The organism is Streptococcus sp. V919 (assembly GCF_054353475.1).
Genome location: NZ_JBTHHY010000001.1, coordinates 808,742 through 832,188, shown reverse-complemented (window position 1 = coordinate 832,188; position 23,447 = coordinate 808,742). Strand labels below are relative to the sequence as shown.

Genomic DNA, 23,447 nt, shown 5'->3' with positions numbered 1-23,447 from the left:
AATGAAAATCGGTGATAAGCTAAATGGCCGTATTACTGGGATTCAGCCTTATGGTGCTTTTGTTGAGCTTGAGACAGGAGTGACTGGACTGATTCATATCTCAGAGATTCGGACAGGATTTATCGAAAATATCTGTGAAGTTTTAAAAATCGGTGATGAAGTCCAGGTACAGGTAGTAGATTTTGATGAATATACTGGGAAAGCTAGCCTTTCCATTCGTACCTTGGAAGAAGAAAAGCATCAACTTCCTAGACGGAGACGTTTTTCGAATGATCGCATCAAACATGGTTTTGCACCGCTTGGTCGCATGATGCCTATTTGGACTCGAGAAGCCTTGGAGCATTTAAAGAAAAACAGTAATTGATAAATTTCTAACCATCTTTGATGTTATTTAATTTGTGGCAATAGAAGTATGAACGAAGAACAATTATTAAAATCAGGAGAGCGCATTAACCAACTCTTCTCTACAGATATCAAGATTATTCAAAATAGAGAGGTTTTCAGCTATTCAGTGGATAGTGTTCTCCTGTCTCGTTTTCCTCGTTTTCCTAAAAATGGGTTGATAGTGGATTTCTGTGCAGGTAATGGAGCTGTTGGACTATTTGCCAGTAGTCGTACCAAGGCTAAAATTCTCTCTGTAGAAATCCAAGAACGCCTAGCTGATATGGCTGAACGGTCGGTTCGTTTAAATGGCTTAGAAGAGCAGATGCAGGTTATTTGTGATGATTTGAAAAATATGCCTAGCTACATTCAGGGGAGCAAGGTCGATTTGATTTTGTGCAATCCTCCTTATTTTAAGGTAGATCCAAATTCTAATCTGAACGAAAGCGAACATTACCTTTTAGCTCGGCATGAAATTACGACCAATCTCAAAGAAATCTGTCGTAGTGCTCAAAGTATTCTCAAATCAAATGGGCGTTTGGCAATGGTTCATCGTCCAGATAGATTATTAGATATCTTAGCTACACTCCAACAGCATAATCTAGCTCCAAAGCGCCTACAATTTGTTTACCCTAAACGGGAGAAGGAAGCCAATATGCTTTTGATTGAGGCTATCAAAGACGGTTCCACTAGTGGTTTTAAGGTTTTACCACCGCTAATCGTTCATAATGATGACGGCTCCTATACACCAGAAATTCAAGAGATTTATTATGGTTCATAAGGCTTATATGTATGTGGTTGAGTGTTGTGATGGTTCCTACTACACAGGCTATACAACAGATGTGAAGAAACGAGTTGCTGTCCACAATAGTGGCAAAGGAGCCAAGTATACACGAGCTCGATTGCCGGTAAAACTCATCTATGCAGAAGGTTTTGATAGTAAGGAAGAAGCAATGTCGGCTGAAGCCCTTTTCAAACGTCAAACACGCTTGCAAAAAGAACATTATCTCAAAGAGTATCAAAATAAAAATTTAGTCAATACTTTTGACTTGTAACGAGGAGTCCTTTGACTCCTCTTACTTTTGTCAAAAATTGAAAAAAATGCTACAATAAAGAGAATAAAGAAACGAGGTATTATCATGTCTAAGATTCTAGTATTTGGTCACCAAAATCCAGATTCAGATGCTATCGGTTCATCTGTAGCCTTTGCTTATCTTGCAAAAGAAGCATACGGTTTGGATACAGAAGCGGTGGCTCTTGGAACTCCAAATGAAGAAACAGCTTTCGTATTGGACTATTTTGGTGTGGAAGCACCACGCGTGATCACATCAGTTAAAGCAGAAGGTGCAGAGCAAGTCATTTTGACTGACCACAATGAATTCCAACAATCTATTTCAGATATTGCTGAAGTTGAAGTTTATGGTGTGGTGGATCATCACCGTGTGGCTAACTTTGAAACTGCCAGCCCACTATACATGCGTTTGGAACCAGTTGGGTCAGCATCATCTATCGTTTACCGCATGTTCAAAGAACACGGGGTAGCAGTGCCAAAAGAATTGGCTGGTTTGATGCTTTCAGGTTTGATTTCAGATACCCTTCTTTTGAAATCTCCAACCACTCACCCATCAGATAAAGTCATTGCTCTTGAATTGGCTGAATTGGCTGGTGTGAACTTGGAAGTATACGGTCTTGCTATGCTCAAGGCTGGTACAAACTTGGCAAGCAAGTCAGCAGAAGAATTGATTGATATTGATGCTAAGACATTTGAACTCAACGGAAACAATGTCCGTGTGGCTCAAGTGAATACAGTTGATATTGCTGAAGTATTGGAACGCCAAGCTGAAATCGAAGCAGCTATCCAAGCAGCAAATGTCGCTAACGGATACTCTGACTTTGTTTTGATGATTACAGACATCGTCAACTCAAACTCAGAAATTTTGGCTCTTGGTGCTAACATGAACAAAGTTGAAGCAGCTTTCAACTTCAAACTTGAAAACAACCACGCTTTCCTTCCAGGTGCTGTTTCACGTAAGAAACAAGTGGTACCACAATTGACTGAAAGCTTTAATGCATAATTCTAAAATGAAAATGGGGATACCCATTGTAATAAAAAGGAGTTTCGACTCCTTTTTTGCTAGGAGAGAAGTATGTTAGAAAATGGTGATTTAATCTTTGTGAAAGATAGTTCGGATATAGGGAAAGCCATCCAGGAATCTACTGGCAACTATAGCCATGTGGCCATTTTTTTAGACGGTTTCATCTATCATGCAACAACTGAAGGCGGTGTCATTGCCCAGGCTTCTGAAGATTTCTTTGTAGCTGGAAAAGTCTATGACCTTTATCGCTATGCGGAGATTGATTGTACAGAAGTCAAAAAGCGGGCAGAGAGCCACTTAGGTGCACCCTATAATGTTTCCTTTTACCCAGATGGTGATGGTTTCTATTGCTCTCAATTTATTGCAGACATTCTACCTATTTTTGAGACCATTTCTATGAAGTTTGGGGATGATACACAGGAAATCAGTGATTTCTGGAGTCAATATTATAGAGAGCTAGGACTCACTGTACCTCTGAATCAGCCTGGCACTAACCCGAGTCAATTAGCAGCATCACCACTTTTAGTTTGTAAAGAAAGGAATCTTCATGATTAAGATTTTTAATCCATCTCGTTTGACACGACAACCATTCTTTAGAGATTTGGTTGACTATCTTGATCAGCATGATGATGTGATCCTCCGTGAAATCAAGGCTCAGTTTCCAGGGATTCCGGTTGACAAGCTCTTGGAAGAATACATTAAAGCTGGTTTCATCCTTCGAGAAAACAAACATTATTATCTCAATCTCCCCTTTCTAGAGTCTACGGAATCTCTTGAATTGGATCAAGAAGTCTTTGTAAGAGATGATAGTCCCATCTATCAAGAAATCCTGGAGAAAGATTTTCAGACTGAATTGTGCAATCAAACCAATGCAGCAATCCTAGAAGAGTATACGGATTTTGCTAGGGAAAAGATGACCTTGTCTAATTACTTTTATAAGGTTAAGCACCAGTATCCACTGACGGAAGATCAGCAGAAACTCTATGCAGTTTTAGGGGATGTCAACCCTGAGTATGCTCTCAAGTATATGACAACCTTTTTGCTTAAATTTCTCAAAAAAGACCAACTTATGCAGAAACGTCGTGATATCTTTGTTGATAGTTTAGTTTTATTGGGCTACATTATTCAAAATGAAGATGGGAAATATGAGTTAGCTGTAGAATTTGATAAAGAAAGACTCATCTTTATAAAAAAATAAAGGCTAGGAATTTTCCTAGCCTTCTTTAAATATACTATAGATAACGTTCTGCAACAGCAGCATCTCCAGGATAGTCTTCTTTCTTACCTTGGATGATTTGGTAGCAATCAGCTCCTTTACCAGCGATAATCACAGCGTCCAGTTCTTGACTTGTGATAGACATAGCAGCCTTGATAGCCTGATCACGATCAGCAATCTTTTCAACAGGATGATGGATATAGCTACTGATTTCATCCGCAATAGCCATTGGATCTTCATAGTTGGGATCGTCCGCTGTGAGGAAGACTTGGATTTCAGGATGTTGATTGAGGAGAAGTCCAAAGTCCTTACGACGGCTTTCTCCCTTGTTTCCAGTTGAACCAAGTACTAAAGCAATCTTTCCAGTTTGATGAGTTTCAACGACAGAGATTAGTTTTTTAAGACTGTCACCATTGTGGGCGTAGTCGATGAAAACTTTTGCACCATTTTTCTGAGTGAGAACTTCCATACGACCAGGTACGCGAGTAGTCGCAATCCCTTTTTTGATGGCTTCAAGACTAGCACCTAAACGAAGGCAAGCAAGTCCAGCAGCGACTGCATTTTCTTGGTTGAAGTGCCCAATCAACTGAATATCATAGTCTCCAGCTAATTTACCAGTAGCTGAGAAGCTAAAGGCTTTAGAGTTTTCAATTTGGTTACTTGATTGGTTACCGTAGAAGTCATGGTCTTGGTTCTCAACTTGTTCTTTCAGAACAGAGAAATGATCCATATCGCTATTAATGACAACTGCTCGACTATTTTTCATCAAGAGACGTTTGTGATAGAAATAATCTTCAAAGGTCGGATGCTCAATAGGACCAATATGGTCAGGACTAATGTTGAGGAAGACACCGACATCAAAGGTCAGGCCGTAAACCCGTTTCACCAAGTAGGCTTGGCTGGATACTTCCATAATAAGATGAGTTCTTCCATTATCAACTGCCTGGGCCATCATCTCAAAGAGATCAATGCTTTCAGGAGTTGTTAGAGCAGATTTAAAGAAAGTCTTACCGTCCAAAGTAGTGTTCATGGTTGACAACATAGCTGGACGATATTCTTGATTTAAGATGTTATAAGCAAAGTAAGCTGCTGTAGTTTTTCCTTTAGTTCCAGTGAAAGCAAGTAATTTTAATTTCTCTTGAGGGTTGCCATAAAACTCCATGGCAATCAAACTCATGGCTTTCTTGATATCGCTAACAACAATAACAGGGATCCCTACTTCATAATCCTGTTCCGCTACATACCATCCAAGTCCTTGTTCAATTGCCGAAAGGAGAAATTCTTTTTTGAAGGCTGCTCCTTTGACAAAAAAGAGACTATTTTCTCGAGCTTTTCGACTATCGTAGCAGATGCTATTAAAAACGACATCACTGTAAAAATAATGGTAATGTTCTTGGTCGATAATCTCGCGGAAGAGATCATCTTTTTTTAAAATATCTAATACGGTTTCAATCTTTATCATACTTTCTATTGTAAACTGAAAGTCTGAATTTTACAAGTAACAAGGAAAAGTTTATAATGGAAGATAAGGAACATTTCCTAGTTATTAAAAATGAATGAGGAAGTTATGTCTAACGAAAATAATCATCAGCAGGCCCAGATGTTACGAGGGACTGCCTGGCTAACAGCAAGTAACTTTATCAGTCGCCTCCTCGGGGCTATCTACATTATCCCATGGTATATCTGGATGGGGACTTATGCTGCAACGGCTAACGGTCTCTTTACCATGGGCTATAATATCTACGCCTGGTTCTTGTTGATTTCGACAGCAGGTATTCCAGTTGCAGTTGCTAAGCAAGTCGCTAAATACAATACCATGCAAGAAGAAGAGCATAGTTTTGCCCTGATTCGAAGTTTCTTGGGCTTTATGACTGTGCTGGGACTTGCCTTTGCCTTGATCTTATACCTCTTTGCACCTTGGTTGGCGGACCTTTCCGGAGTCGGTAAGGACTTAATTCCAATTATGCAAAGTTTAGCGTGGGCGGTCTTGATTTTCCCATCTATGAGTGTTATCCGTGGATTTTTCCAAGGGATGAATAATCTCAAGCCTTATGCTATGAGCCAAATCGCTGAGCAGGTTATCCGTGTTATTTGGATGCTCTTAGCGACCTTTATCATCATGAAGCTTGGTTCAAAAGATTATCTATCAGCAGTTACCCAATCTACCTTTGCGGCTTTTGTAGGAATGGTAGCTAGCTTTGCGGTCTTGCTTTATTTCCTTTATAAAGAAGGGTTACTTCAAAAAGTTTTTGAAACGCGAGATAAGATTGATAGTAAGAGTCTACTGGTTGATACGATTAAGGAAGCTATTCCTTTTATTATAACAGGTTCAGCTATTCAACTTTTCCAAATCTTGGACCAAATGACCTTTATCAATAGCATGAAGTGGTTTACCAACTATAGTAATGAAGATTTGGTTGTCATGTTTTCTTATTTCTCTGCCAATCCTAATAAGATCACCATGATTTTGATTTCCGTAGGAGTATCAATCGGTAGCGTTGGTTTGCCTCTCTTGACTGAGAACTATGTCAAGGGTGATTTACCAGCAGCTTCTCGGTTGGTGCAAGATAGTATTACCATGCTCTTCTTATTCCTACTACCTGCAACGGTTGGAGTAGTCATGGTAGGAGAACCCCTCTATACAGTCTTTTACGGTAAACCTGATAGTTTGGCTTTGGGCTTGTTTGTCTTTGCAGTCTTGCAGTCAACTATCCTCGGTTTATACATGGTCTTATCACCAATGCTTCAAGCTATGTTCCGTAACCGTAAGGCAGTCTTGTATTTTGTCTATGGTTCGCTTGCTAAGCTCTTTTTACAACTACCATCAATAGCGATTTTTCACAGTTATGGACCATTAATTTCAACGACCATCGGCCTCATCATCCCAATTGTTTTAATGTACCGTGAAATCTGTCAGATTACAGGCGCTCGCCAAAAGATTATCTTGAAGAGAACAATCTTAGTCACTATTTTAACTTTAGTCATGTTTATCCTTGTTGGATTCTTGCAATGGATTTTTGGACTTGTCTTCCATCCAACTGGACGTTTCTGGAGCTTCATATATGTCGCCTTAATTGGTACAATTGGTGGTGGGCTCTATGGAGTCATGAGTCTCTATACTCGACTCTTGGATAAGGTTATTGGTCAGGCAAAAGCGGACCAGTTACGAGCGCGCTTAAAATTATCATAATATTTAATAAATAAAACGAACGATTTGAACTTTTTACGTAAAAAGGTCTAAATTGTTCTTTTTTTCTTGAAAAAATACAAAAAAATATAAAAAATGTAGAAAAAAATAAATTTTTAGAGCATAAGACTTGACTAAAAAAAACAATAGCTGTATAATGATACAAAAATTTAAATTTGGAGGTTCTGTTTATGAAAAAGTCTAAGGCAAAATATCTGACGCTAGCAGGCGTTGCCCTAAGTGCCGGTCTGCTATTGGCGGCTTGTAGCAACTCAGCTAGTTCTACAAAGACATATAATTATGTATATGGTAATGACCCCTCAAGTCTTAACTATCTCCTAGAAAACCGTGCAACTACAGGTGATGTTGTGACAAACTTGGTTGATGGTTTGATGGAAAATGATCAATACGGGAACTACATTCCTTCATTGGCAGAAGATTGGACTGTTTCCAAAGATGGTTTGACTTATACTTACAAACTTCGTAAGGACGCCAAATGGTATACAGCAGATGGTGAAGAGTATGCACCAGTGACAGCACAAGATTTTGTGACAGGATTGAAGTATGCTGCGGATAAAAATTCAGAAGCCTTGTATCTAGTGCAAGATTCTGTTGCTGGTTTGGCAGACTATGTTAGCGGAAAAACTACAGACTTTTCAACAGTTGGAGTAAAAGCTATTGACGACCAGACTGTTCAATATACTTTGACTCAACCAGAACCTTATTGGAATTCAAAAACAACTGCAACTATTCTGTTCCCAGTAAATGCTGATTTCTTGAACTCAAAAGGGGATGATTTTGGTAAGGTGGATCCAGCAAACATCTTGTATAATGGTCCATTTATTCTCAAATCGTTCACATCTAAATCTGTACTTGAATACAAGAAAAATCCAAACTATTGGGATGCAAAAAATGTATTTGTAGATGATGTCAAGTTGACTTACTATGATGGAAGTGACCAAGATGCGCTTGTTCGTAACTTTAGCGAAGGTGTCTATAGTTTTGCCCGTCTCTATCCAAATAGTTCAAGTTTTGCAGGTGTGCAAGAGAAATACAAGGATAATATTATCTACAGTATGCAAACTGCGACTTCTTTCTACTTTAACTTTAACTTAGATAGAAAATCTTATAACCACACATCAAAAACGACAGACGCTGAAAAGACAGCCCAACAAGAAGCAGTTTTAAACAAATCATTCCGTCAAGCCATTAACTTTGCCTATGACCGTACAGCTTATGGAGCTCAGTCACAGGGGGAAGAGGGAGCAACAAAGATTATCAGAAACTTGCTCGTTCCACCTTCATTTGTAACACTTGATGGTAAAGATTTTGGTGATGTCGTCGCTTCTAAGATGGTTAACTACGGCCAAGTATGGCAAAATATTAACTTTGCTGACGGACAAGATGCCTACTATAATGCTGATAAGGCTAAAGAAGCTTTTGCACAAGCTAAGAAAGAATTGGAAGCTAAGGGTGTTCAATTCCCTATCCACCTAGACTTACCAGTTGACCAGTCTGTGAAGAAGGGTGTCCAAGAGGCAAGTTCATTTAAGCAATCTATTGAGTCTGTCTTAGGCACAGATAACGTCGTTATCGATATTCAAATGTTGAGTACAGAAGAAATGGATAGTATCGGTTACCTTGCGAATACAGCGGCTCAAAAAGACTATGACCTCTACAATGGTGGTTGGGGACCTGACTATCAGGATCCATCAACTTATCTTGATACCCTTAACCTTACAAATGGTGGTTCATTGCAAAACCTTGGATTAGAACCTGGTGAAAGTAATACTAAAGCAACTGCAGTTGGTTTGGATACCTATACTAAGATGCTGGAAGAGGCTAATGCTGAACAAGATTTGAACAAACGTTATGACAAATATGCTGAAGCTCAAGCATGGTTGGTGGACAGCTCTCTAGCAATTCCAAACGTGTCTCTTGGTGGAACACCAGGAATCAGAAAAACAGTTCCATTCTCTACTGCCTTCTCTCAAGCGGGTAACAAGGGTGTTGAATCATACAAATACCTTAAGTTACAAGATAAGATTGTCACAACGGCTGAGTATGAAGAAGCTAGACAAAAATGGCTGAAAGAAAAAGAAGAATCTAATAAAAAAGCCCAAGAAGAATTAGCTAAACACGTTAAATAATCAGTCTATTCAACAGGAAAAACGATAGTTTCTCAGGAAGCTATCGTTTTTGTATAGTTTGAAACTATAACTAGCTCTTGAAAACAAGAAAACGAAGGATCCAAAATAAGTGGTACAATAGTTACTATAGATTTGGAGGTAAAGTATGAGCAAATTATTTCATATCAACACAATTTTAGCACAAGCAGGGATCAAGTCTGATGAAGCAACAGGTGCTTTGGTTACACCAATCCACTTTTCAACGACTTATCAGCATCCAGAATTTGGTCAATCCACTGGATTTGACTATACTCGCACTAAAAACCCAACTCGTAGTAAGGCAGAGGAAGTCTTGGCAGCTATTGAATCAGCCAAGTATGCTTTAGCGACTAGTTCAGGTATGTCTGCCATTGTACTTGCCTTTAGTGTCTTCCCAGTAGGAAGCAAGGTTTTGGCTGTCCGTGACCTTTACGGTGGTTCTTTCCGCTGGTTCAATCAAGTGGAACAGGAAGGACGTTTCCACTTTACTTATGCAAACACAGAAGAAGAGCTAATTGCTGAGCTAGAAAAGGATGTGGATGTACTTTATATTGAAACACCAACCAACCCTTTGATGTTGGAATTTGATATCGAAAAATTGTCAACATTAGCTCATGCTAAAGGTGCTAAAGTTGTCGTTGATAATACCTTCTATAGCCCGATTTACCAACGTCCAATTGAAGACGGGGCAGATATCGTCCTTCATTCAGCGACAAAATACCTTGCAGGACATAATGATGTTCTAGCTGGTGTAGTTGTGACAGACAGTGCGGATTTATACGAAAAACTCTTTTACAATCTCAATACGACTGGGGCTGTTTTGTCACCATTTGATAGTTATCAATTGATTCGTGGTCTTAAGACCTTGTCACTTCGTATGGAGCGCTCAACAGCCAATGCCCAAGAAATTGTAGCCTTTTTAGAACAATCACCTGCAGTTAAAGAAGTCCTGTATACAGGACGTGGGGGGATGATTTCCTTTAAAGTAGCTGATGAGAAGCGTATTCCTCATATCTTAAATACCTTGAAAGTATTCTCTTTTGCTGAAAGTTTAGGTGGGGTTGAAAGTCTGATTACATACCCAACTACTCAAACCCATGCAGATATTCCTGCAGAGGTTCGTCATTCTTATGGATTGACAGATGACCTCTTACGTTTGTCTATTGGAATTGAGGATGTTAGAGATTTGATTGAAGACTTGCGTCAAGCCTTGTAAGGATAAAACTATGGGAAAATATGATTTTACGACCTTGCCCAATCGTTTTGGACACCATACATACAAATGGAAAGAAGCAGAAACTGACCGTCAAGTATTACCGGCTTGGATTGCTGATATGGACTTTGAGGTGTTACCTGAGATTCGTCAGACAGTCCATGACTATGCAGAGCAATTAGTCTATGGCTATACCTATGCTAGTGATGGGTTGATTGAAGCTGTTCAAAATTGGGAGGAAAAGCAGCATGGTTATCGCTTTGATAAGGATGCCCTAGTCTTTATCGAGGGAGTGGTACCTGCCATTTCAACAGCTATTCAAGCCTTCACCAAGGAAGGTGAAGCAGTGCTCATTAACACACCGGTTTATCCTCCTTTTGCTCGCAGTATTAAGCTCAATAATCGTAGACTAATCACCAACTCTCTAGTAGAAAAAGACGGACTTTTTGAGATTGATTTTGATCAATTAGAGAAAGATTTTGTCGAAGAGGATGTGAAACTCTACGTTCTCTGCAATCCTCATAATCCTGGTGGACGTGTTTGGGGAAAAGAGGTTTTGGAGAAGATTGGACAACTGTGTCAAAAACATGGAGTTTTGCTAGTTTCTGATGAGATTCACCAAGATTTAGCCTTGTTTGGAAACAAGCACCAGTCATTCAATACGGTAAATGAAGCCTTCAAAGAATTTTCACTGATTTTAAGCAGTGCTACCAAGACCTTCAACATTGCCGGAACGAAAAATTCCTACGCTGTCATCGAGAATCCAAAGTTGAGACTTGCTTTCCAAAAGCGCCAGCTTGCTAATAATCAACATGAAATCTCAGGTTTAGGATATTTGGCAACAGAAGCAGCCTATCGCTATGGGGAAGATTGGTTGTCAGAACTCAAAGAACTAATCGAGAAACACATCAATTATGTAGTCGATTTGTTTGGGAAAGAAACGAAAATCAAGGTCATGAAACCTCAAGGGACCTATCTTATTTGGCTTGATTTTTCAGCCTATGAAATTAGCGATGAAGAACTAAGAAAACTCTTGAGAGACGAAGCCAAGGTTATCCTGAATAGGGGCTTGGACTTTGGTGAAGAAGGAGCCCTTCACGCTCGCTTAAATGTAGCCATGCCTACATCTGTCTTGGAAGAAGTTTGTCAACGAATCATTGCCACTTTTTCAAATTATTAAAAACCTAGCCTTTTAGGAGAAAAGTACTCCTAGAAGGCTATTTTTATAGGCAGAAATGTGGTATAATTAAGAGATAAAGTAAAGGGGAAACTATGGCTAAATTGATTCCAGGAAAGCTTCGAATGGAGGGAGTAGAACTCTACGAAACTGGTCAGATTGAAATCATCAAAGAACAAGACCATCGCATCTATGCGCGTGTAGCGGATGAAGAAATTCGCTATAGTTTGGATGATGATTTGATTTTTTGTACCTGTGCTTTTTTCAAAAAAAGAGGTTACTGTGTTCATTTGGCGGCATTGGAATATTACCTAAAAAATGACCAACTAGGACAAAAAATTTTACTCAATCTAGAGGCTAATCAGGAAGAAAAGGAAACTGTTGAGACACAAGTGACTTTCGGAGGAAAATTCTTGGAGTCTATCCAAACACCTAGTCAGTCTGACCGCTATCAGCTTTCTGCTCAAGGACAGGTGGAAGCAGGAACCAATCGCATTATCTGGACCTTAAGAATTGGTCTTTCTAAGCAAGAAAAGTTTTATGTGATTAGGGATATCCCTCTTTTCTTAAAAGTCATAGAGGCCGCTAAACCATACATGATAGGAAAACATTACGAGACCTCATTAAGACTTGAGTATTTTGATAAAGCCAGCCAAGAAGTTTTGAGTTTCTTGCTAGGCTTGATTGAGGAGAAAACAGTCAACCCTACTTTTTTCCAAAATCAAGGGCGACATCTCTATTTCCCTAAGACTTTTTTTGAGCAAGGTGTCAGCCTTCTGATGGGCTTAGATGTATTCCAATTTGATCACCAGCTTACAACATATCATCATCTTCTTTTCCAAGATTTTGATGGTCAAGCAGGTTTGTTTTCTTTTGAGATTAAAGAACAATCCAACTATTATGAGATGGAAATCCTCGAACGGACAGGGGTCAATGTCTTTTATGGGGGACAAGTCTTATTCTCTAAAGGCAATTTTTGCCTGATGACGAAAAAACAGGCTAGTTTATTAGATGCGCTTAGAAAAGTTCCTTTAGATCATAGTGGCAGGAAAATCTTGCAGTTTGATAGTAGCGTTCGAGATCTCTTAGCTTCGACTCTGTTCCAGTTTAAAGAACTCGGAAAAGTAGAGGCACCTGAGTCTCTTAAAATCCAATCTTTTCGTCCCTCTTTCTACATGGAACGAGAAGAGGACGGATCTATTCGTTTAGATATGCAGTTCCAATATGAAACTTGCTTAGTAACTACTCGAAATGAACTAGAGAATCTCCCTTTTGCGAGTGATATTCAACTAGAAAAACAGATTTTTCAGTTGGCTTTATCTGCTGGATTTGAAGCAGATTTTCGTTCATGGCGTCAGAGTTTGAAAGCTGATGCAGTCCATACGTTCTTTCAGGAAATTTTGCCAGCCTTTGTGGCCCTTGGAGAATTAAAGATTTCTGAGAGCTTGCAAAATCTTTATCAGGTTCAGAAACCTCAAATTCATATCTCATCCAAGGGAAGTCTTTTAGAAATTCAATTTGATTTTCAAGATATAGATCAAGAAGAAATCAATCGAGCAATGAAGGCTCTGGTTGAAAAGCAAGATTATTATATTTCTTCCACTAACCAGGTTTATTATTTCGACGAAGAGACCAAACGTATCCGTCAGGATTTGGATGATTTGGGAATGGAAGAGATAGAGAGTGATTCTTTCCATGCTCGCAAGTCTTTGGCTTATACCCTATCTCATCTGTTTAAGGATCAAGACCAAGTAACATTTACCGAAGAATTTCGTCATTTGGCCCACGATTTGACGCATCCAGAGGATTTTCCGATGACAGCTCTGAATATCAAAGCTGATCTCAGAGATTATCAGAAAAAGGGGATTCAATGGCTTCAAATGCTTCACCATTATGGATTTGGTGGGATTTTGGCGGATGATATGGGACTTGGTAAGACCTTGCAAGCTATTGCCTTTCTGAGTAGCCAGCTTCAGGAGAATAGCCGTGTCTTGATTCTTGCTCCATCGGGTCTCATCTATAATTGGGCCGATGAGTTTCAAAAATTTGCACCAAATTTGGATGTAGTTGTTGTGCATGGATTGAAGCCTTATCGCGAGACTATTTTAGCAGAAAAACATCAGATTTATGTGACTAGTTATGCTACTTTCAGGCAAGATAGCGAGATTTATCAGGATTTATCTTTTGACTTTCTATTTCTAGATGAAGCCCAGGTGATGAAAAATGCCCAGACTAAAATCGCGAAAACGTTGAGAAAGTTTGTGGTACCATCAGTTTTTGCTCTATCTGGAACACCGATTGAAAATAACATTGGCGAATTGTGGTCTATTTTTCAAATAGTCTTGCCAGGACTTTTGCCAGCAAAAAAAGACTTTATGAAATTGCCTGCTGAGAGAGTGGCACAGTTTATCAAACCATTTGTCATGCGTCGAAAAAAAGAGGATGTTCTTACAGAGCTACCTGATTTGATAGAAGTTGTTTATAAGAATGAACTGGAAGACCAGCAAAAGGCCATCTATCTAGCTCAACTTCAACAGATGCAAGAGCGTTTGGGTCAGGTGACTGATTCAGAATTTCAACGAAATCGAGTTGAAATTTTAACAGGACTCATGCGCCTTCGCCAGATTTGTGATACTCCTGCCCTATTTATGGAAGATTATAAGGGAGATAGCGGGAAGCTTGATAGTTTGCGAGATTTGCTAAGTCAAATTGCTGAGGGAAATCATCGTGTACTCATCTTCTCTCAATTTAGGGGAATGTTGGACCGCATAGAAAAGGAGTTGCCACAGCTTGGCTTGACATCCTTTAAAATTACAGGTTCAACTCCTTCACAGGAACGCCAAGAAATGACCAAGGCCTTTAACCAAGGTGAGTGCGATGTATTTTTGATTTCTCTAAAAGCTGGTGGGGTTGGTCTCAATCTTACTGGTGCGGACACGGTTATTCTGGTCGACTTATGGTGGAATCCAGCAGTCGAATCGCAGGCTATTGGTAGGGCTCATCGCATGGGACAAGAACAAGCTGTTGAAGTTTATCGCCTAGTAACTCGAGGAACAATCGAAGAGAAGATTCAAGAGCTACAAGAGCAGAAAAGAAATCTGGTCTCAGAAGTCTTGGACGGAACAGAGTCTCGTGGAAGTCTGACACTTTCTGAAATTCAAGAAATATTAGGAATTTCTGAAGCCAAGACTTGAAAAATCAAGACTTTACGCTATAATGGAGTATTGAAAGGAAATAAAAATGAAGCAAGAACGATTTCCAATAGTGTCAGATGATGAGATCATGCTGACAGAGATGCCATTTATGAATTTATATGATGAGTCGGATCTCATCAGTAATATCAAGGGAGACTACCAGGACAAAAACTACTTGGAATGGTCACCAATTACTACCGAAAAAAAGTCACCGGTTCAAGCATCAGATAAGCTACCTGATAAGAAGGAAAAATCCTATGCTGAACTTGCTCGTGAAGAAGCAAGAGCTGATCTAAAACGGAAACGTTCAGCAAAGTATTTGACTCAAGATGTTAGTTTTACGAAACGTTATAAACCTTCAATTAATGTAGTAAGACAGGCAAATCAGCCTACGGCTCCTTTCCAAAAGGAAAATCCTGGGGAGCTAGCAAAATTTAGTGACAAACTAACTCAGAGCCATTATATTTTGGCTGAAATGACACCTCAGATGCAGCAAACTACCAAAGAAGAGCATCTCGGACCAAAAAAGAATAATTATGATTTTCTAAAGAAAAGCCAGATTTATAACAAAAAAGTAAATCAAACAGAAAAAGAACGTAAAATTGCTCAAGAGTTGAACTTGACAAATATGACAGAGTAAAGGGGAAAAAGATGGCAAAAACCTATCATTTTATCGGAATTAAAGGATCAGGAATGAGTGCCTTGGCTTTGATGTTGCACCAAATGGGGCACAAGGTCCAAGGATCTGATGTGGAAAAATATTACTTTACACAACGTGGGCTAGAGCAAGCAGGAATTAAAATTTTACCTTTCGATGAGAAAAATCTTCAAGGTGATTTAGAAATTATCGCTGGGAATGCCTTTCGTCCAGATAACAACGTTGAAATCGCCTATGCAGACAAGAATGGGCTAAGCTACAAACGTTATCATGAGTTTCTTGGTAGCTTTATGCGTGACTTTATCAGCATGGGGGTTGCTGGTGCACACGGTAAGACCTCAACAACTGGGATGCTTTCTCACGTCTTGTCACACATTACTGATACTAGCTATCTAATTGGAGATGGTACAGGTCGTGGCTCTGAAAATGCCAAGTATTTTGTATTTGAATCAGACGAGTATGAACGCCACTTTATGCCATATCACCCAGAGTACTCTATCATTACTAATATCGACTTTGACCACCCTGACTATTTTACAAGTTTAGAGGATGTCTTCAACGCCTTCAATGATTATGCGAAACAAATCAGCAAAGGTTTGTTTGTCTATGGTGAAGATCCAGAGTTGCGTAAGATTACGTCTGATGCTCCAATCTATTATTATGGCTTTGAAGCAGAGGGCAATGACTTTGTAGCTAGCGAACTTCTACGTTCTACGACAGGGTCAACTTTTACAGTTCACTTCCGTGGTCAAGAACTGGGTCAATTCCACATTCCAACTTTCGGACGCCACAATATCATGAATGCAACAGCAGTGATTGGTTTGCTTTATACTGCTGGCTTTGACTTGAATTTAGTACGTGAACACTTGAATACTTTTGGAGGCGTTAAGCGTCGCTTTACAGAAAAGATTGTCAATGATACTGTTATCATCGATGATTTTGCGCATCACCCAACTGAAATTATCGCAACTCTAGATGCTGCACGTCAAAAATACCCAAGCAAGGAAATCGTTGCTATTTTCCAACCGCATACCTTTACTCGTACAATTGCTTTGTTGGATGATTTTGCGCAAGCCTTGAACCAGGCTGATGCAGTTTACTTAGCAAAAATCTATGGTTCTGCTCGTGAAGTTGACCATGGTGATGTTAAGGTTGAAGATTTAGCAGCCAAGATTGATAAAAAACATCAAGTCATCACTGTTGAAAATGTATCTCCTCTCCTAGACCATGATAATGCTGTCTATGTCTTCATGGGAGCTGGCGATATTCAATCATATGAATACTCATTCGAACGTCTCTTGTCAAATTTGACAAGCAATGTTCAGTAAGGAAAATTATGGAATTTCCAATTAATATCAGGGAAGCTCAGGTTTCAGATATCGAACACATTTGTTTGATACAAGAGAGTAGCCAGAATTCCCAAGATATATTGACTCGAGAAATATTAGAAGAACGTATCCGCAATTTTGCGGATACGTTTCTCTTAGCTAGTCTGAATGAGCAAGGGATTGCTTATATCTCAGCGACGATTCTCACGAACGACTCTTTAGACAAATGGATAGTAACTATTAGTAAGGAAGATTTTAGGCGAGATAACGCAATCATCCTTGAAGAGATATCCGTACATCCAGACTTTCAGAAACAAGGTTTTGGAACCTTGTTACTTGCAAGTCTTAAGGAAGTTGCCTGTCAGAAAAATAGTCCAGCTATTTATTTGCTCTGTAAAGATGAGTTGCTTTCCTACTTTGAAATGAATGGGTTTCTGGAACAAGGAATTGTAGAAGGGGAAAGGAGCAGTGAAGTTGCCTTTCTTATGTGTTGGAGAAATCCTTTTTACCAGGAGGAATTATGATTATTCGACAAGCTAGACTTAGTGACTTAGATCGTATTTTGGAAATTGAATTAGAGAATTTCTCAATTGAAGAAGCCATACCTCGCTCTGTTTTTGAAGCACATTTAAAGGAGATTAAAACTAGTTTTCTAGTTGCAGAAAAAGAAGGTGAGATTCTCGGTTATATTGAAGGTCCAGTAGTCCCTCATCGCTATTTGCAGGACCAATCCTTTACAGAAGAAACAGAAGACCACAGTCATCAAGAAGGTGGGTATATATCTGTGACATGTCTGTCTGTTGCAAAGAAGGCTCAATCCTTGGGGCTTGGAAGAAAACTCTTAACTGCCTTAAAGGAGGTGGCTCTCAAGCATGAACGTGAGGGGATCAATCTGACCTGCCACGACTACCTCATTGAATACTATGAAAAGCATGGTTTTGTGAATGAAGGCAAGTCTAAGTCTCAATTTGCTGGAGAAGAATGGTATGACATGGTCTGGGAAAATAGGAATTAGAGGGGAGAAAGGCTTATAAGGTTGCTTTTCTCTAGTTTTTAAGATATAATATTAAGGATTATCAACAAGGAGGTAAATACCTTTGAGCGAAAATTCAAATGAAGAAGAAAAGTTAAGTTTTAAAGAGCAAATTTTACGCGATTTAGAACGACTTAAAAGAGAGGCCAACGAAGCCGAACAAACTGATGATCTCTTTTCAGCTTTAGAAGATTCTTCTAAATCAACTCCAGAAAAAAAAGAACCAAGTATTTCTGAAGAAGAGTTAATTGCAAAAACAGTTTCAACTGTGGACCAATTGATTGATAATGCACCAGTTGTCCCTCCGCGTCCAACTGTTACAGAAGAAACTGCAGAAGAGGTAGTCGAGTCACCTCAAACAATCTCTGAAAAAGAAGAAAAATACTCGATTCCAACTAGGGTTTCAGTTTCTTACCAAACTCAAGATGCTTCTCCCGATGAAGATAAAGCAGTAAGCTTTGCCTCAAGCAAAGAAGAGTTTACAAATGAAAATCATGCTGAAGATAAATCTGAAGCGGCAGAACTTCCTAGAAGAAGTCGTAGAGAATCTGTAAAACCAATTAAGAAAAAGAAAAAATCTCGCTTAAAAGGATGTTTAGTAACAACGTTGGTACTATTGATTCTATTTGGTGCGGGTGGATTCTTTGGCCTTAGTTATGCTAAATCAGCCCTACAACCTGTAGACCCAAATTCTAAACAATATGTGAGAGTTCAAATTCCAGATGGAGCCAATACACAACAAATTGGTTCAGCTTTAGAAAAATCTGGAGTCATTAAAAATGGTTTGGTCTTTACAGTATATGCCAAGTATAAAAACTACACTGAATTGAAGTCTGGTTATTACAACTTGCAAAAGAGCATGAGTGTTGAGGATGTGATTAAAGAATTACAAAAGGGTGGCACACCTGAACCTCAAGAAGTTACTCTTGCAGAATTAACGATTCCTGAAGGTTATACTTTGGAACAGATTGCTCATACTGTTGGTCAACTTCAAGGTGAATTTAAAGAGCCTATGACAGCAGAAGCTTTCATGGCTAAGGTCCAAGATGAGACCTTTATTGCCCAAGAGGTTGCCAAATATCCAAACTTACTTGAAAGCTTACCAGCTAAAGATAGCGGTGTCCGTTATCGCTTAGAAGGATATCTTTTCCCTGCAACATATGCTATCAAAGAAAGCACTACAATTGAAAGCTTAATTGATAACATGCTTGCAGCTATGGACAAGAACCTCTCTCCACATTATGCGGCTATCAAGGAAAAGAACTTAACTGTTAATGAGCTCTTGACAATTGCGTCACTTGTTGAGAAAGAAGGAGCAAAAACAGAGGATCGTAAGTTGATTGCTGGAATTTTCTACAATCGCTTGAATCAAAATATGCCTCTTCAAAGTAATATTGCTATCCTTTATGCAGAAGGTAAACTTGGTCAAAACATCAGTCTTGCTGATGATGCAGCTATTGATACTTCTATTGATTCACCTTACAATGTCTATACAAAAGTAGGTCTAATGCCTGGACCGGTTGATAGTCCAAGCTTAGATGCTATCGAATCAAGTATCAATCAAACAAAGAGTGACTATCTCTACTTTGTGGCCAATGTTCAAGATGGTAAAGTTTACTATGCAACAACACGAGAAGAACATGACCGTAACGTTCAAGAACATATCAATAGTAAATTACATCAATCAAATAGCACAAACTAAAATTATGTGGTTTTCCACATAATTTTGCTTTAAAAAAGTAAAATATATTTAAAAAATTAAAAGAAAGTTGAGAAAAATGGTAGAAAAAACTTATCCAATGACATTGGAAGAAAAGGAAAAACTAGAAAAAGAATTAGAAGAATTAAAATTAGTGCGTCGTCCTGAAGTCGTAGAACGTATCAAGATTGCTCGTTCATACGGTGATTTGTCCGAAAATAGTGAGTATGAAGCAGCTAAGGATGAACAAGCCTTTGTTGAAGGACAAATCTCAAGCTTGGAGACAAAAATTCGTTATGCAGAAATCGTTAATAGCGATGCAGTTGCTCAAGATGAAGTTGCCATTGGAAAAACTGTAACCATCCAAGAAGTTGGAGAAGACGAAGAGGAAGTTTACATTATCGTTGGTTCAGCTGGTGCAGACGCTTTTGCAGGTAAAGTATCAAATGAAAGTCCAATTGGTCAAGCCTTGATTGGTAAGAAAACAGGTGATATTGCTACAATCGAAACACCTGCTGGAAGCTATGATGTTAAGATTTTAAAAGTTGAAAAAACAGTTTAATAGGATAGAAAAGAAGGAGTAGATACAGGGAAAGCGCTTCCTATCACTCCTTTTCTTCATTCTAAAAACTTGAGGAGACTAGATGAATTCAGAAAATAAACATAAAAAGAAAAGTAAAATGGAACGTGGATTAACCAATCGTCACGTTCAGGTGATGGCCATTGCGGGAACAATTGGGACTGGACTATTTTTGGGAGCTGGTCGCTCTATTAGTTTAACGGGACCTTCGATTGTCCTTGTCTATATGATTACGGGTGGTTTTATGTATCTCATGATGCGAGCTATCGGAGAGATGTTGTACCAGGACCCAGAGCAACATACCTTTATCAATTTTATTACTCGTTATCTAGGTAAGGGCTGGGGCTATTTCTCAGTTTGGTCTTATTGGTTATCGGTGATCTTTATCGGAATGGCTGAAATAACAGCCATCTCTCACTATGTTCAGTTTTGGTTTCCATCCTGGCCATCTTGGTTGATTCAGGTTGTTTTTCTAACAATTTTAGGACTGGTCAATCTGATTGCTGTTAAAATCTTTGGAGAAGTAGAATTTTGGTTTGCCATGATTAAAATTGTGGCTATTCTTGCCATGATTGCGACAGGTGTTTTTATGGTTTTGACCGGCTTTGAAACTCCTTATGGTTCAGCAAGCCTGACAAATATCAGTGAGCATTTCTCCCTTTTCCCAAATGGTGGTATGAACTTTGTCATGGCCTTCCAGATGGTTTTCTTTGCCTACTTGATGATTGAATTTATCGGTGTTACTACATCTGAAACTAAGGATCCAAGAAAAGTATTGCCTAAGGCTGTTAAGGAAATTCCTTTGCGAATTATCTTTTTCTACGGTGGAGCTCTCTTAGCTATTATGTCTATTATTCCTTGGCGTGAGCTTTCTGCAGCAGATTCACCATTTGTAACGGTATTTGAACTTGTTGGTCTTAAGTGGGCGGCTGCTTTGATTAACTTTGTTGTCTTGACTTCAGCAGCGTCAGCCTTGAATTCAACCCTTTACTCAACAGGTCGTCACTTGTATCAAATTGCCCATGATTCACCCAATCGTTTCTTGAAGGCTATTAAGGCAGATACTCTCTCACGACACAACGTTCCTCAGAATGCAATCATTGCTTCTGCCGTATTGATTGGTTTTGCTGCCTTCATCAATGTTCTTCCTGGAGTATCAGATGCCTTTGCTTTGATTACAGCTTCTTCATCAGGTGTTTATATCGCTATCTACATCTTGATCATGGTAGCCCATCTCAAATATCGTAAGTCTAAAGACTTTATGGCAGATGGCTATCTCATGCCTCAATATCGCTTGCTAAATCCTCTGACCATGCTCTTCTTTATCTTTGTGTTTGGAACACTCTTCTTACAAGAGTCAACTGTAATGGGAGCTAGAGGTTCAGCAATCTGGATTGTCGCTTTTGGGATTTACAGCCAATGGAAGTTTAGAAAATAAGTCAGAAGCTCATCAACTCAGGTTGGTGAGTTTTTTTAATTTGACAGTTATTTAAAATAGGAATATAATCAAGGCGTAAGTGTCTTTGAGGAGGGTTTGATGCATATTAGATTGGAGAATACAGAGTCTCAGAAAGCACAAGAAATAGGGAATTTGATTCGCTCTTATAATCGTTCTATAAGGGAAACTGCTGAAAGTGAGCCACTTAATCTTTATATCGAAGATGAACAAGGTCAACTCCTAGCTGGCTTAGTAGCAGAGACTTTCGGGAATTGGTTAGAAATTGAGTATTTGTTTGTGAAGGATGACTTGCGAGGACAAGGAATTGGTTCCCAACTATTGCAGCGAGCAGAAAGTGAAGCTAAGAATAGAAATTGTCGCTACGTTTTTGTGAATACGTATCAGTTTCAAGCGCCAGCCTTCTATCAGAAACATGATTACCAGGAAGTCTTTACCTTAAAAGACTATCCCTGCACTGGACAAAGGCACTATTATCAAAAAGATTTGTAAATTAAAATTGGGAATGAAATAAAGTGATTAGATACATAATGATGGAGATAGGCTAATGGATATCATACTAGATATGGGAAATGTTCTATTGGAATGGAACAAGGATAAGATTTTGAAAGCTGTAGCTAAAACCCAGAAAGATTATCTGATATTAGACAAGGCTATTTTTCAGTCGGGACTATGGGAAAGGTTGGACCTGGGGACCTTGACTCGAGAAGAATTGGTTGATAAGGTTCTTTCCCTATTAGGAGATTGCTATCAGAAAAAGGTTGAAGAAGTCATTTGGAACTGGCCTGCCTATATCGATATTTACACGGAAGTCTTTCCGCTTCTTGCACGTTTAAAGGAAAAAGGCCATCGTATTTTTGTCCTATCTAATACCTCACCAGTTTTTTATGAATTATTGAAAGATCAACTAGCACCTCTAGAAAAGATTTTAGATGGGTTTGTTCTTTCCTGTGATATCAAGGCTATCAAACCTGATCGAAAAATGTTTGAAGAAATCCTCCGTAAATATCAGTTGGATCCAGCAAATTGTGTCTTTCTTGATGATATAGCAGACAACACTAACATGGCTGAAAGTTTAGGCATCAAAGCCTATCAAGTCAAACAGAGAAGTGACGTTGTAGATATTTTGAAAAAATTTGAATAAGCTGAAAACTCTCTATCATTTAGTTGGTAGAGAGTTTTTGTTAAAAAAATCGTACAAAATGACAGATATATATTGCATAATGTAAATTATATGATATAATGAACTTGGAAAGAAGCGAAACTTTTTTAAATCTAAAAGGAGGTAAGAAGTGGCTAAGAATTTAAAATTAAAACTCGCTCGAGTGGAGCTTGAACTGACACAAGGTGACTTGGCAGAAGCTGTGGGTGTGACTAGACAAACTATCGGTTTAATAGAAGCTGGGAAATACAATCCTAGTCTTTCCCTTTGCCAATCCATTTGTAGATGCTTAGGGAAAACTTTAGATCAATTATTTTGGGAGGAAGAAGATGAAAAATAGATTTTATTATTATCAATTATTGGATGAAAGAGAAGAACAACTGATGAATAAAGCTGGTGCAGAGAGTTTTCATATTTCTATCGGATTATTGTTTCTAGCTTATTTCATATCAGTGTTAGCACCAAGCTTTTTTAATCCTAGCATGCTTCTCGCTATTATTATCATAGGGAATTTTTACTTTATCAATCGTGCTCGCAATCTCGGTGTGACCTACTATAGTCGTTTTCATTTTACAATTTTAGGTTGCCTATTATTAACTCTAGTGATTACAGCTACCTTGATGCTACAGAACTACCAGTTCAATATCGAAATTTATCAGCACAACCCTCTACATATTAAGTATATTTATGCATGGGTCATTACATATCTCCTTTATCTTCCTTGGGTCTTTATTGGAAACTTAGGATTAAAAAGTTATGGTGAATGGGCTCAGAAAAAGTATGAAAAAGATATGGATAAGCTCGAGAGCATGGAATAGCTTGTTAGCTTTTTATCAATATCGATAAATTGTGTTATAATAGTACTAAATTATGAGAAAAGAAGAAACATTTTCATCTTT

The 23,447-nt window shown here is 38.7% G+C and carries 23 protein-coding genes; 22 read left to right on the top strand and 1 reads right to left on the bottom strand.

The window, feature by feature from the left end; genetic code table 11:
• Position 1 precedes the first annotated feature (1 nt).
• The 6 genes from ACXYSK_RS04360 to ACXYSK_RS04335 all read left to right on the top strand — a co-directional run bounded on the left by ACXYSK_RS04360 (position 2) and on the right by ACXYSK_RS04335 (position 3,675).
• Entirely contained in the window at positions 2–364 is a 363-nt protein-coding gene (locus tag ACXYSK_RS04360) for a S1 RNA-binding domain-containing protein (protein ID WP_458625176.1), read from the top strand.
• Positions 365–412: 48 nt separating this feature from the next.
• Positions 413–1,162, top strand: a complete 750-nt coding sequence (locus ACXYSK_RS04355; RefSeq protein WP_458625175.1) for a tRNA1(Val) (adenine(37)-N6)-methyltransferase — start codon at positions 413–415, stop codon at positions 1,160–1,162.
• Positions 1,152–1,436, top strand: a complete 285-nt coding sequence (locus tag ACXYSK_RS04350) for a GIY-YIG nuclease family protein (protein WP_458625174.1) — start codon at positions 1,152–1,154, stop codon at positions 1,434–1,436. The genes ACXYSK_RS04355 and ACXYSK_RS04350 overlap by 11 nt, the downstream gene beginning before the upstream one ends.
• An 84-nt stretch (positions 1,437–1,520) precedes the next feature.
• The gene (locus ACXYSK_RS04345; protein WP_458625173.1) at positions 1,521–2,456 is read left to right on the top strand and encodes a manganese-dependent inorganic pyrophosphatase; all 936 of its coding nucleotides are present in this window, start codon (positions 1,521–1,523) and stop codon (positions 2,454–2,456) included.
• A 72-nt stretch (positions 2,457–2,528) separates the two neighbouring features.
• A complete protein-coding gene (locus tag ACXYSK_RS04340; protein WP_458625172.1) occupies positions 2,529–3,032 on the top strand; it encodes a YiiX/YebB-like N1pC/P60 family cysteine hydrolase in 504 nt (167 codons plus the stop codon).
• The gene (locus ACXYSK_RS04335) at positions 3,025–3,675 is read left to right on the top strand and encodes a DUF1803 domain-containing protein (RefSeq protein WP_458625171.1); all 651 of its coding nucleotides are present in this window, start codon (positions 3,025–3,027) and stop codon (positions 3,673–3,675) included. The genes ACXYSK_RS04340 and ACXYSK_RS04335 overlap by 8 nt, the downstream gene beginning before the upstream one ends.
• A gap of 34 nt (positions 3,676–3,709) precedes the next feature.
• Here ACXYSK_RS04335 and ACXYSK_RS04330 read toward each other — a convergent pair whose 3' ends face one another.
• Positions 3,710–5,155 (bottom strand): UDP-N-acetylmuramoyl-L-alanyl-D-glutamate--L-lysine ligase, encoded by a 1,446-nt coding sequence (locus tag ACXYSK_RS04330; protein ID WP_458625170.1) that lies wholly within the window; start codon positions 5,153–5,155, stop codon positions 3,710–3,712.
• 105 nt (positions 5,156–5,260) lie between these two features.
• Between ACXYSK_RS04330 and ACXYSK_RS04325 the strand changes: the two genes are divergently transcribed.
• From ACXYSK_RS04325 to ACXYSK_RS04250, 16 genes are all read left to right on the top strand, one after another.
• On the top strand, positions 5,261–6,883 hold the full coding sequence (locus tag ACXYSK_RS04325) for a putative polysaccharide biosynthesis protein (RefSeq protein ID WP_458625169.1): 1,623 nt from the start codon (positions 5,261–5,263) through the stop codon (positions 6,881–6,883).
• Between the two features lie 188 nt (positions 6,884–7,071).
• A complete protein-coding gene (locus ACXYSK_RS04320) occupies positions 7,072–9,030 on the top strand; it encodes a peptide ABC transporter substrate-binding protein (protein ID WP_458625168.1) in 1,959 nt (652 codons plus the stop codon).
• A gap of 145 nt (positions 9,031–9,175) precedes the next feature.
• Complete coding sequence (locus ACXYSK_RS04315) at positions 9,176–10,264, top strand: cystathionine gamma-synthase (protein WP_458625167.1); 1,089 nt, start codon at positions 9,176–9,178, stop codon at positions 10,262–10,264.
• A gap of 10 nt (positions 10,265–10,274) precedes the next feature.
• On the top strand, positions 10,275–11,441 hold the full coding sequence (locus tag ACXYSK_RS04310; RefSeq protein ID WP_458625166.1) for a MalY/PatB family protein: 1,167 nt from the start codon (positions 10,275–10,277) through the stop codon (positions 11,439–11,441).
• Positions 11,442–11,533: 92 nt separating this feature from the next.
• Positions 11,534–14,632 (top strand): DEAD/DEAH box helicase, encoded by a 3,099-nt coding sequence (locus tag ACXYSK_RS04305; RefSeq protein WP_458625165.1) that lies wholly within the window; start codon positions 11,534–11,536, stop codon positions 14,630–14,632.
• Between the two features lie 46 nt (positions 14,633–14,678).
• A complete protein-coding gene (locus ACXYSK_RS04300) occupies positions 14,679–15,272 on the top strand; it encodes a cystathionine gamma-synthase (RefSeq protein ID WP_458625164.1) in 594 nt (197 codons plus the stop codon).
• Positions 15,273–15,283: 11 nt separating this feature from the next.
• Positions 15,284–16,618, top strand: coding sequence for a UDP-N-acetylmuramate--L-alanine ligase (gene murC / locus ACXYSK_RS04295; protein ID WP_458625163.1), 1,335 nt, complete (start codon positions 15,284–15,286; stop codon positions 16,616–16,618).
• Positions 16,619–16,626: 8 nt separating this feature from the next.
• Complete coding sequence (locus tag ACXYSK_RS04290) at positions 16,627–17,142, top strand: GNAT family N-acetyltransferase (RefSeq protein ID WP_458625162.1); 516 nt, start codon at positions 16,627–16,629, stop codon at positions 17,140–17,142.
• A complete protein-coding gene (locus ACXYSK_RS04285; protein ID WP_458625161.1) occupies positions 17,139–17,633 on the top strand; it encodes a GNAT family N-acetyltransferase in 495 nt (164 codons plus the stop codon). Before ACXYSK_RS04290 ends, ACXYSK_RS04285 begins: the two co-directional genes overlap by 4 nt.
• Positions 17,634–17,715: 82 nt before the next feature.
• Positions 17,716–19,353 (top strand): endolytic transglycosylase MltG, encoded by a 1,638-nt coding sequence (gene mltG, locus ACXYSK_RS04280; protein WP_458625160.1) that lies wholly within the window; start codon positions 17,716–17,718, stop codon positions 19,351–19,353.
• A 76-nt stretch (positions 19,354–19,429) separates the two neighbouring features.
• Complete coding sequence (gene greA, locus ACXYSK_RS04275; protein WP_004252406.1) at positions 19,430–19,912, top strand: transcription elongation factor GreA; 483 nt, start codon at positions 19,430–19,432, stop codon at positions 19,910–19,912.
• Positions 19,913–19,994: 82 nt separating this feature from the next.
• Positions 19,995–21,368, top strand: coding sequence for an amino acid permease (locus tag ACXYSK_RS04270; RefSeq protein WP_303942362.1), 1,374 nt, complete (start codon positions 19,995–19,997; stop codon positions 21,366–21,368).
• A 99-nt stretch (positions 21,369–21,467) separates the two neighbouring features.
• Complete coding sequence (locus ACXYSK_RS04265; RefSeq protein WP_303942364.1) at positions 21,468–21,878, top strand: GNAT family N-acetyltransferase; 411 nt, start codon at positions 21,468–21,470, stop codon at positions 21,876–21,878.
• 55 nt (positions 21,879–21,933) lie between these two features.
• Positions 21,934–22,530: an HAD family hydrolase gene (locus ACXYSK_RS04260; protein ID WP_458625159.1), complete on the top strand. Its 597-nt coding sequence runs from the start codon at positions 21,934–21,936 to the stop codon at positions 22,528–22,530.
• A 148-nt stretch (positions 22,531–22,678) separates the two neighbouring features.
• Positions 22,679–22,888: a helix-turn-helix transcriptional regulator gene (locus tag ACXYSK_RS04255; RefSeq protein ID WP_006150074.1), complete on the top strand. Its 210-nt coding sequence runs from the start codon at positions 22,679–22,681 to the stop codon at positions 22,886–22,888.
• Positions 22,878–23,366, top strand: a complete 489-nt coding sequence (locus ACXYSK_RS04250) for a DUF6773 family protein (RefSeq protein ID WP_414353865.1) — start codon at positions 22,878–22,880, stop codon at positions 23,364–23,366. The genes ACXYSK_RS04255 and ACXYSK_RS04250 overlap by 11 nt, the downstream gene beginning before the upstream one ends.
• The last annotated feature ends 81 nt before the right edge of the window (positions 23,367–23,447 follow it).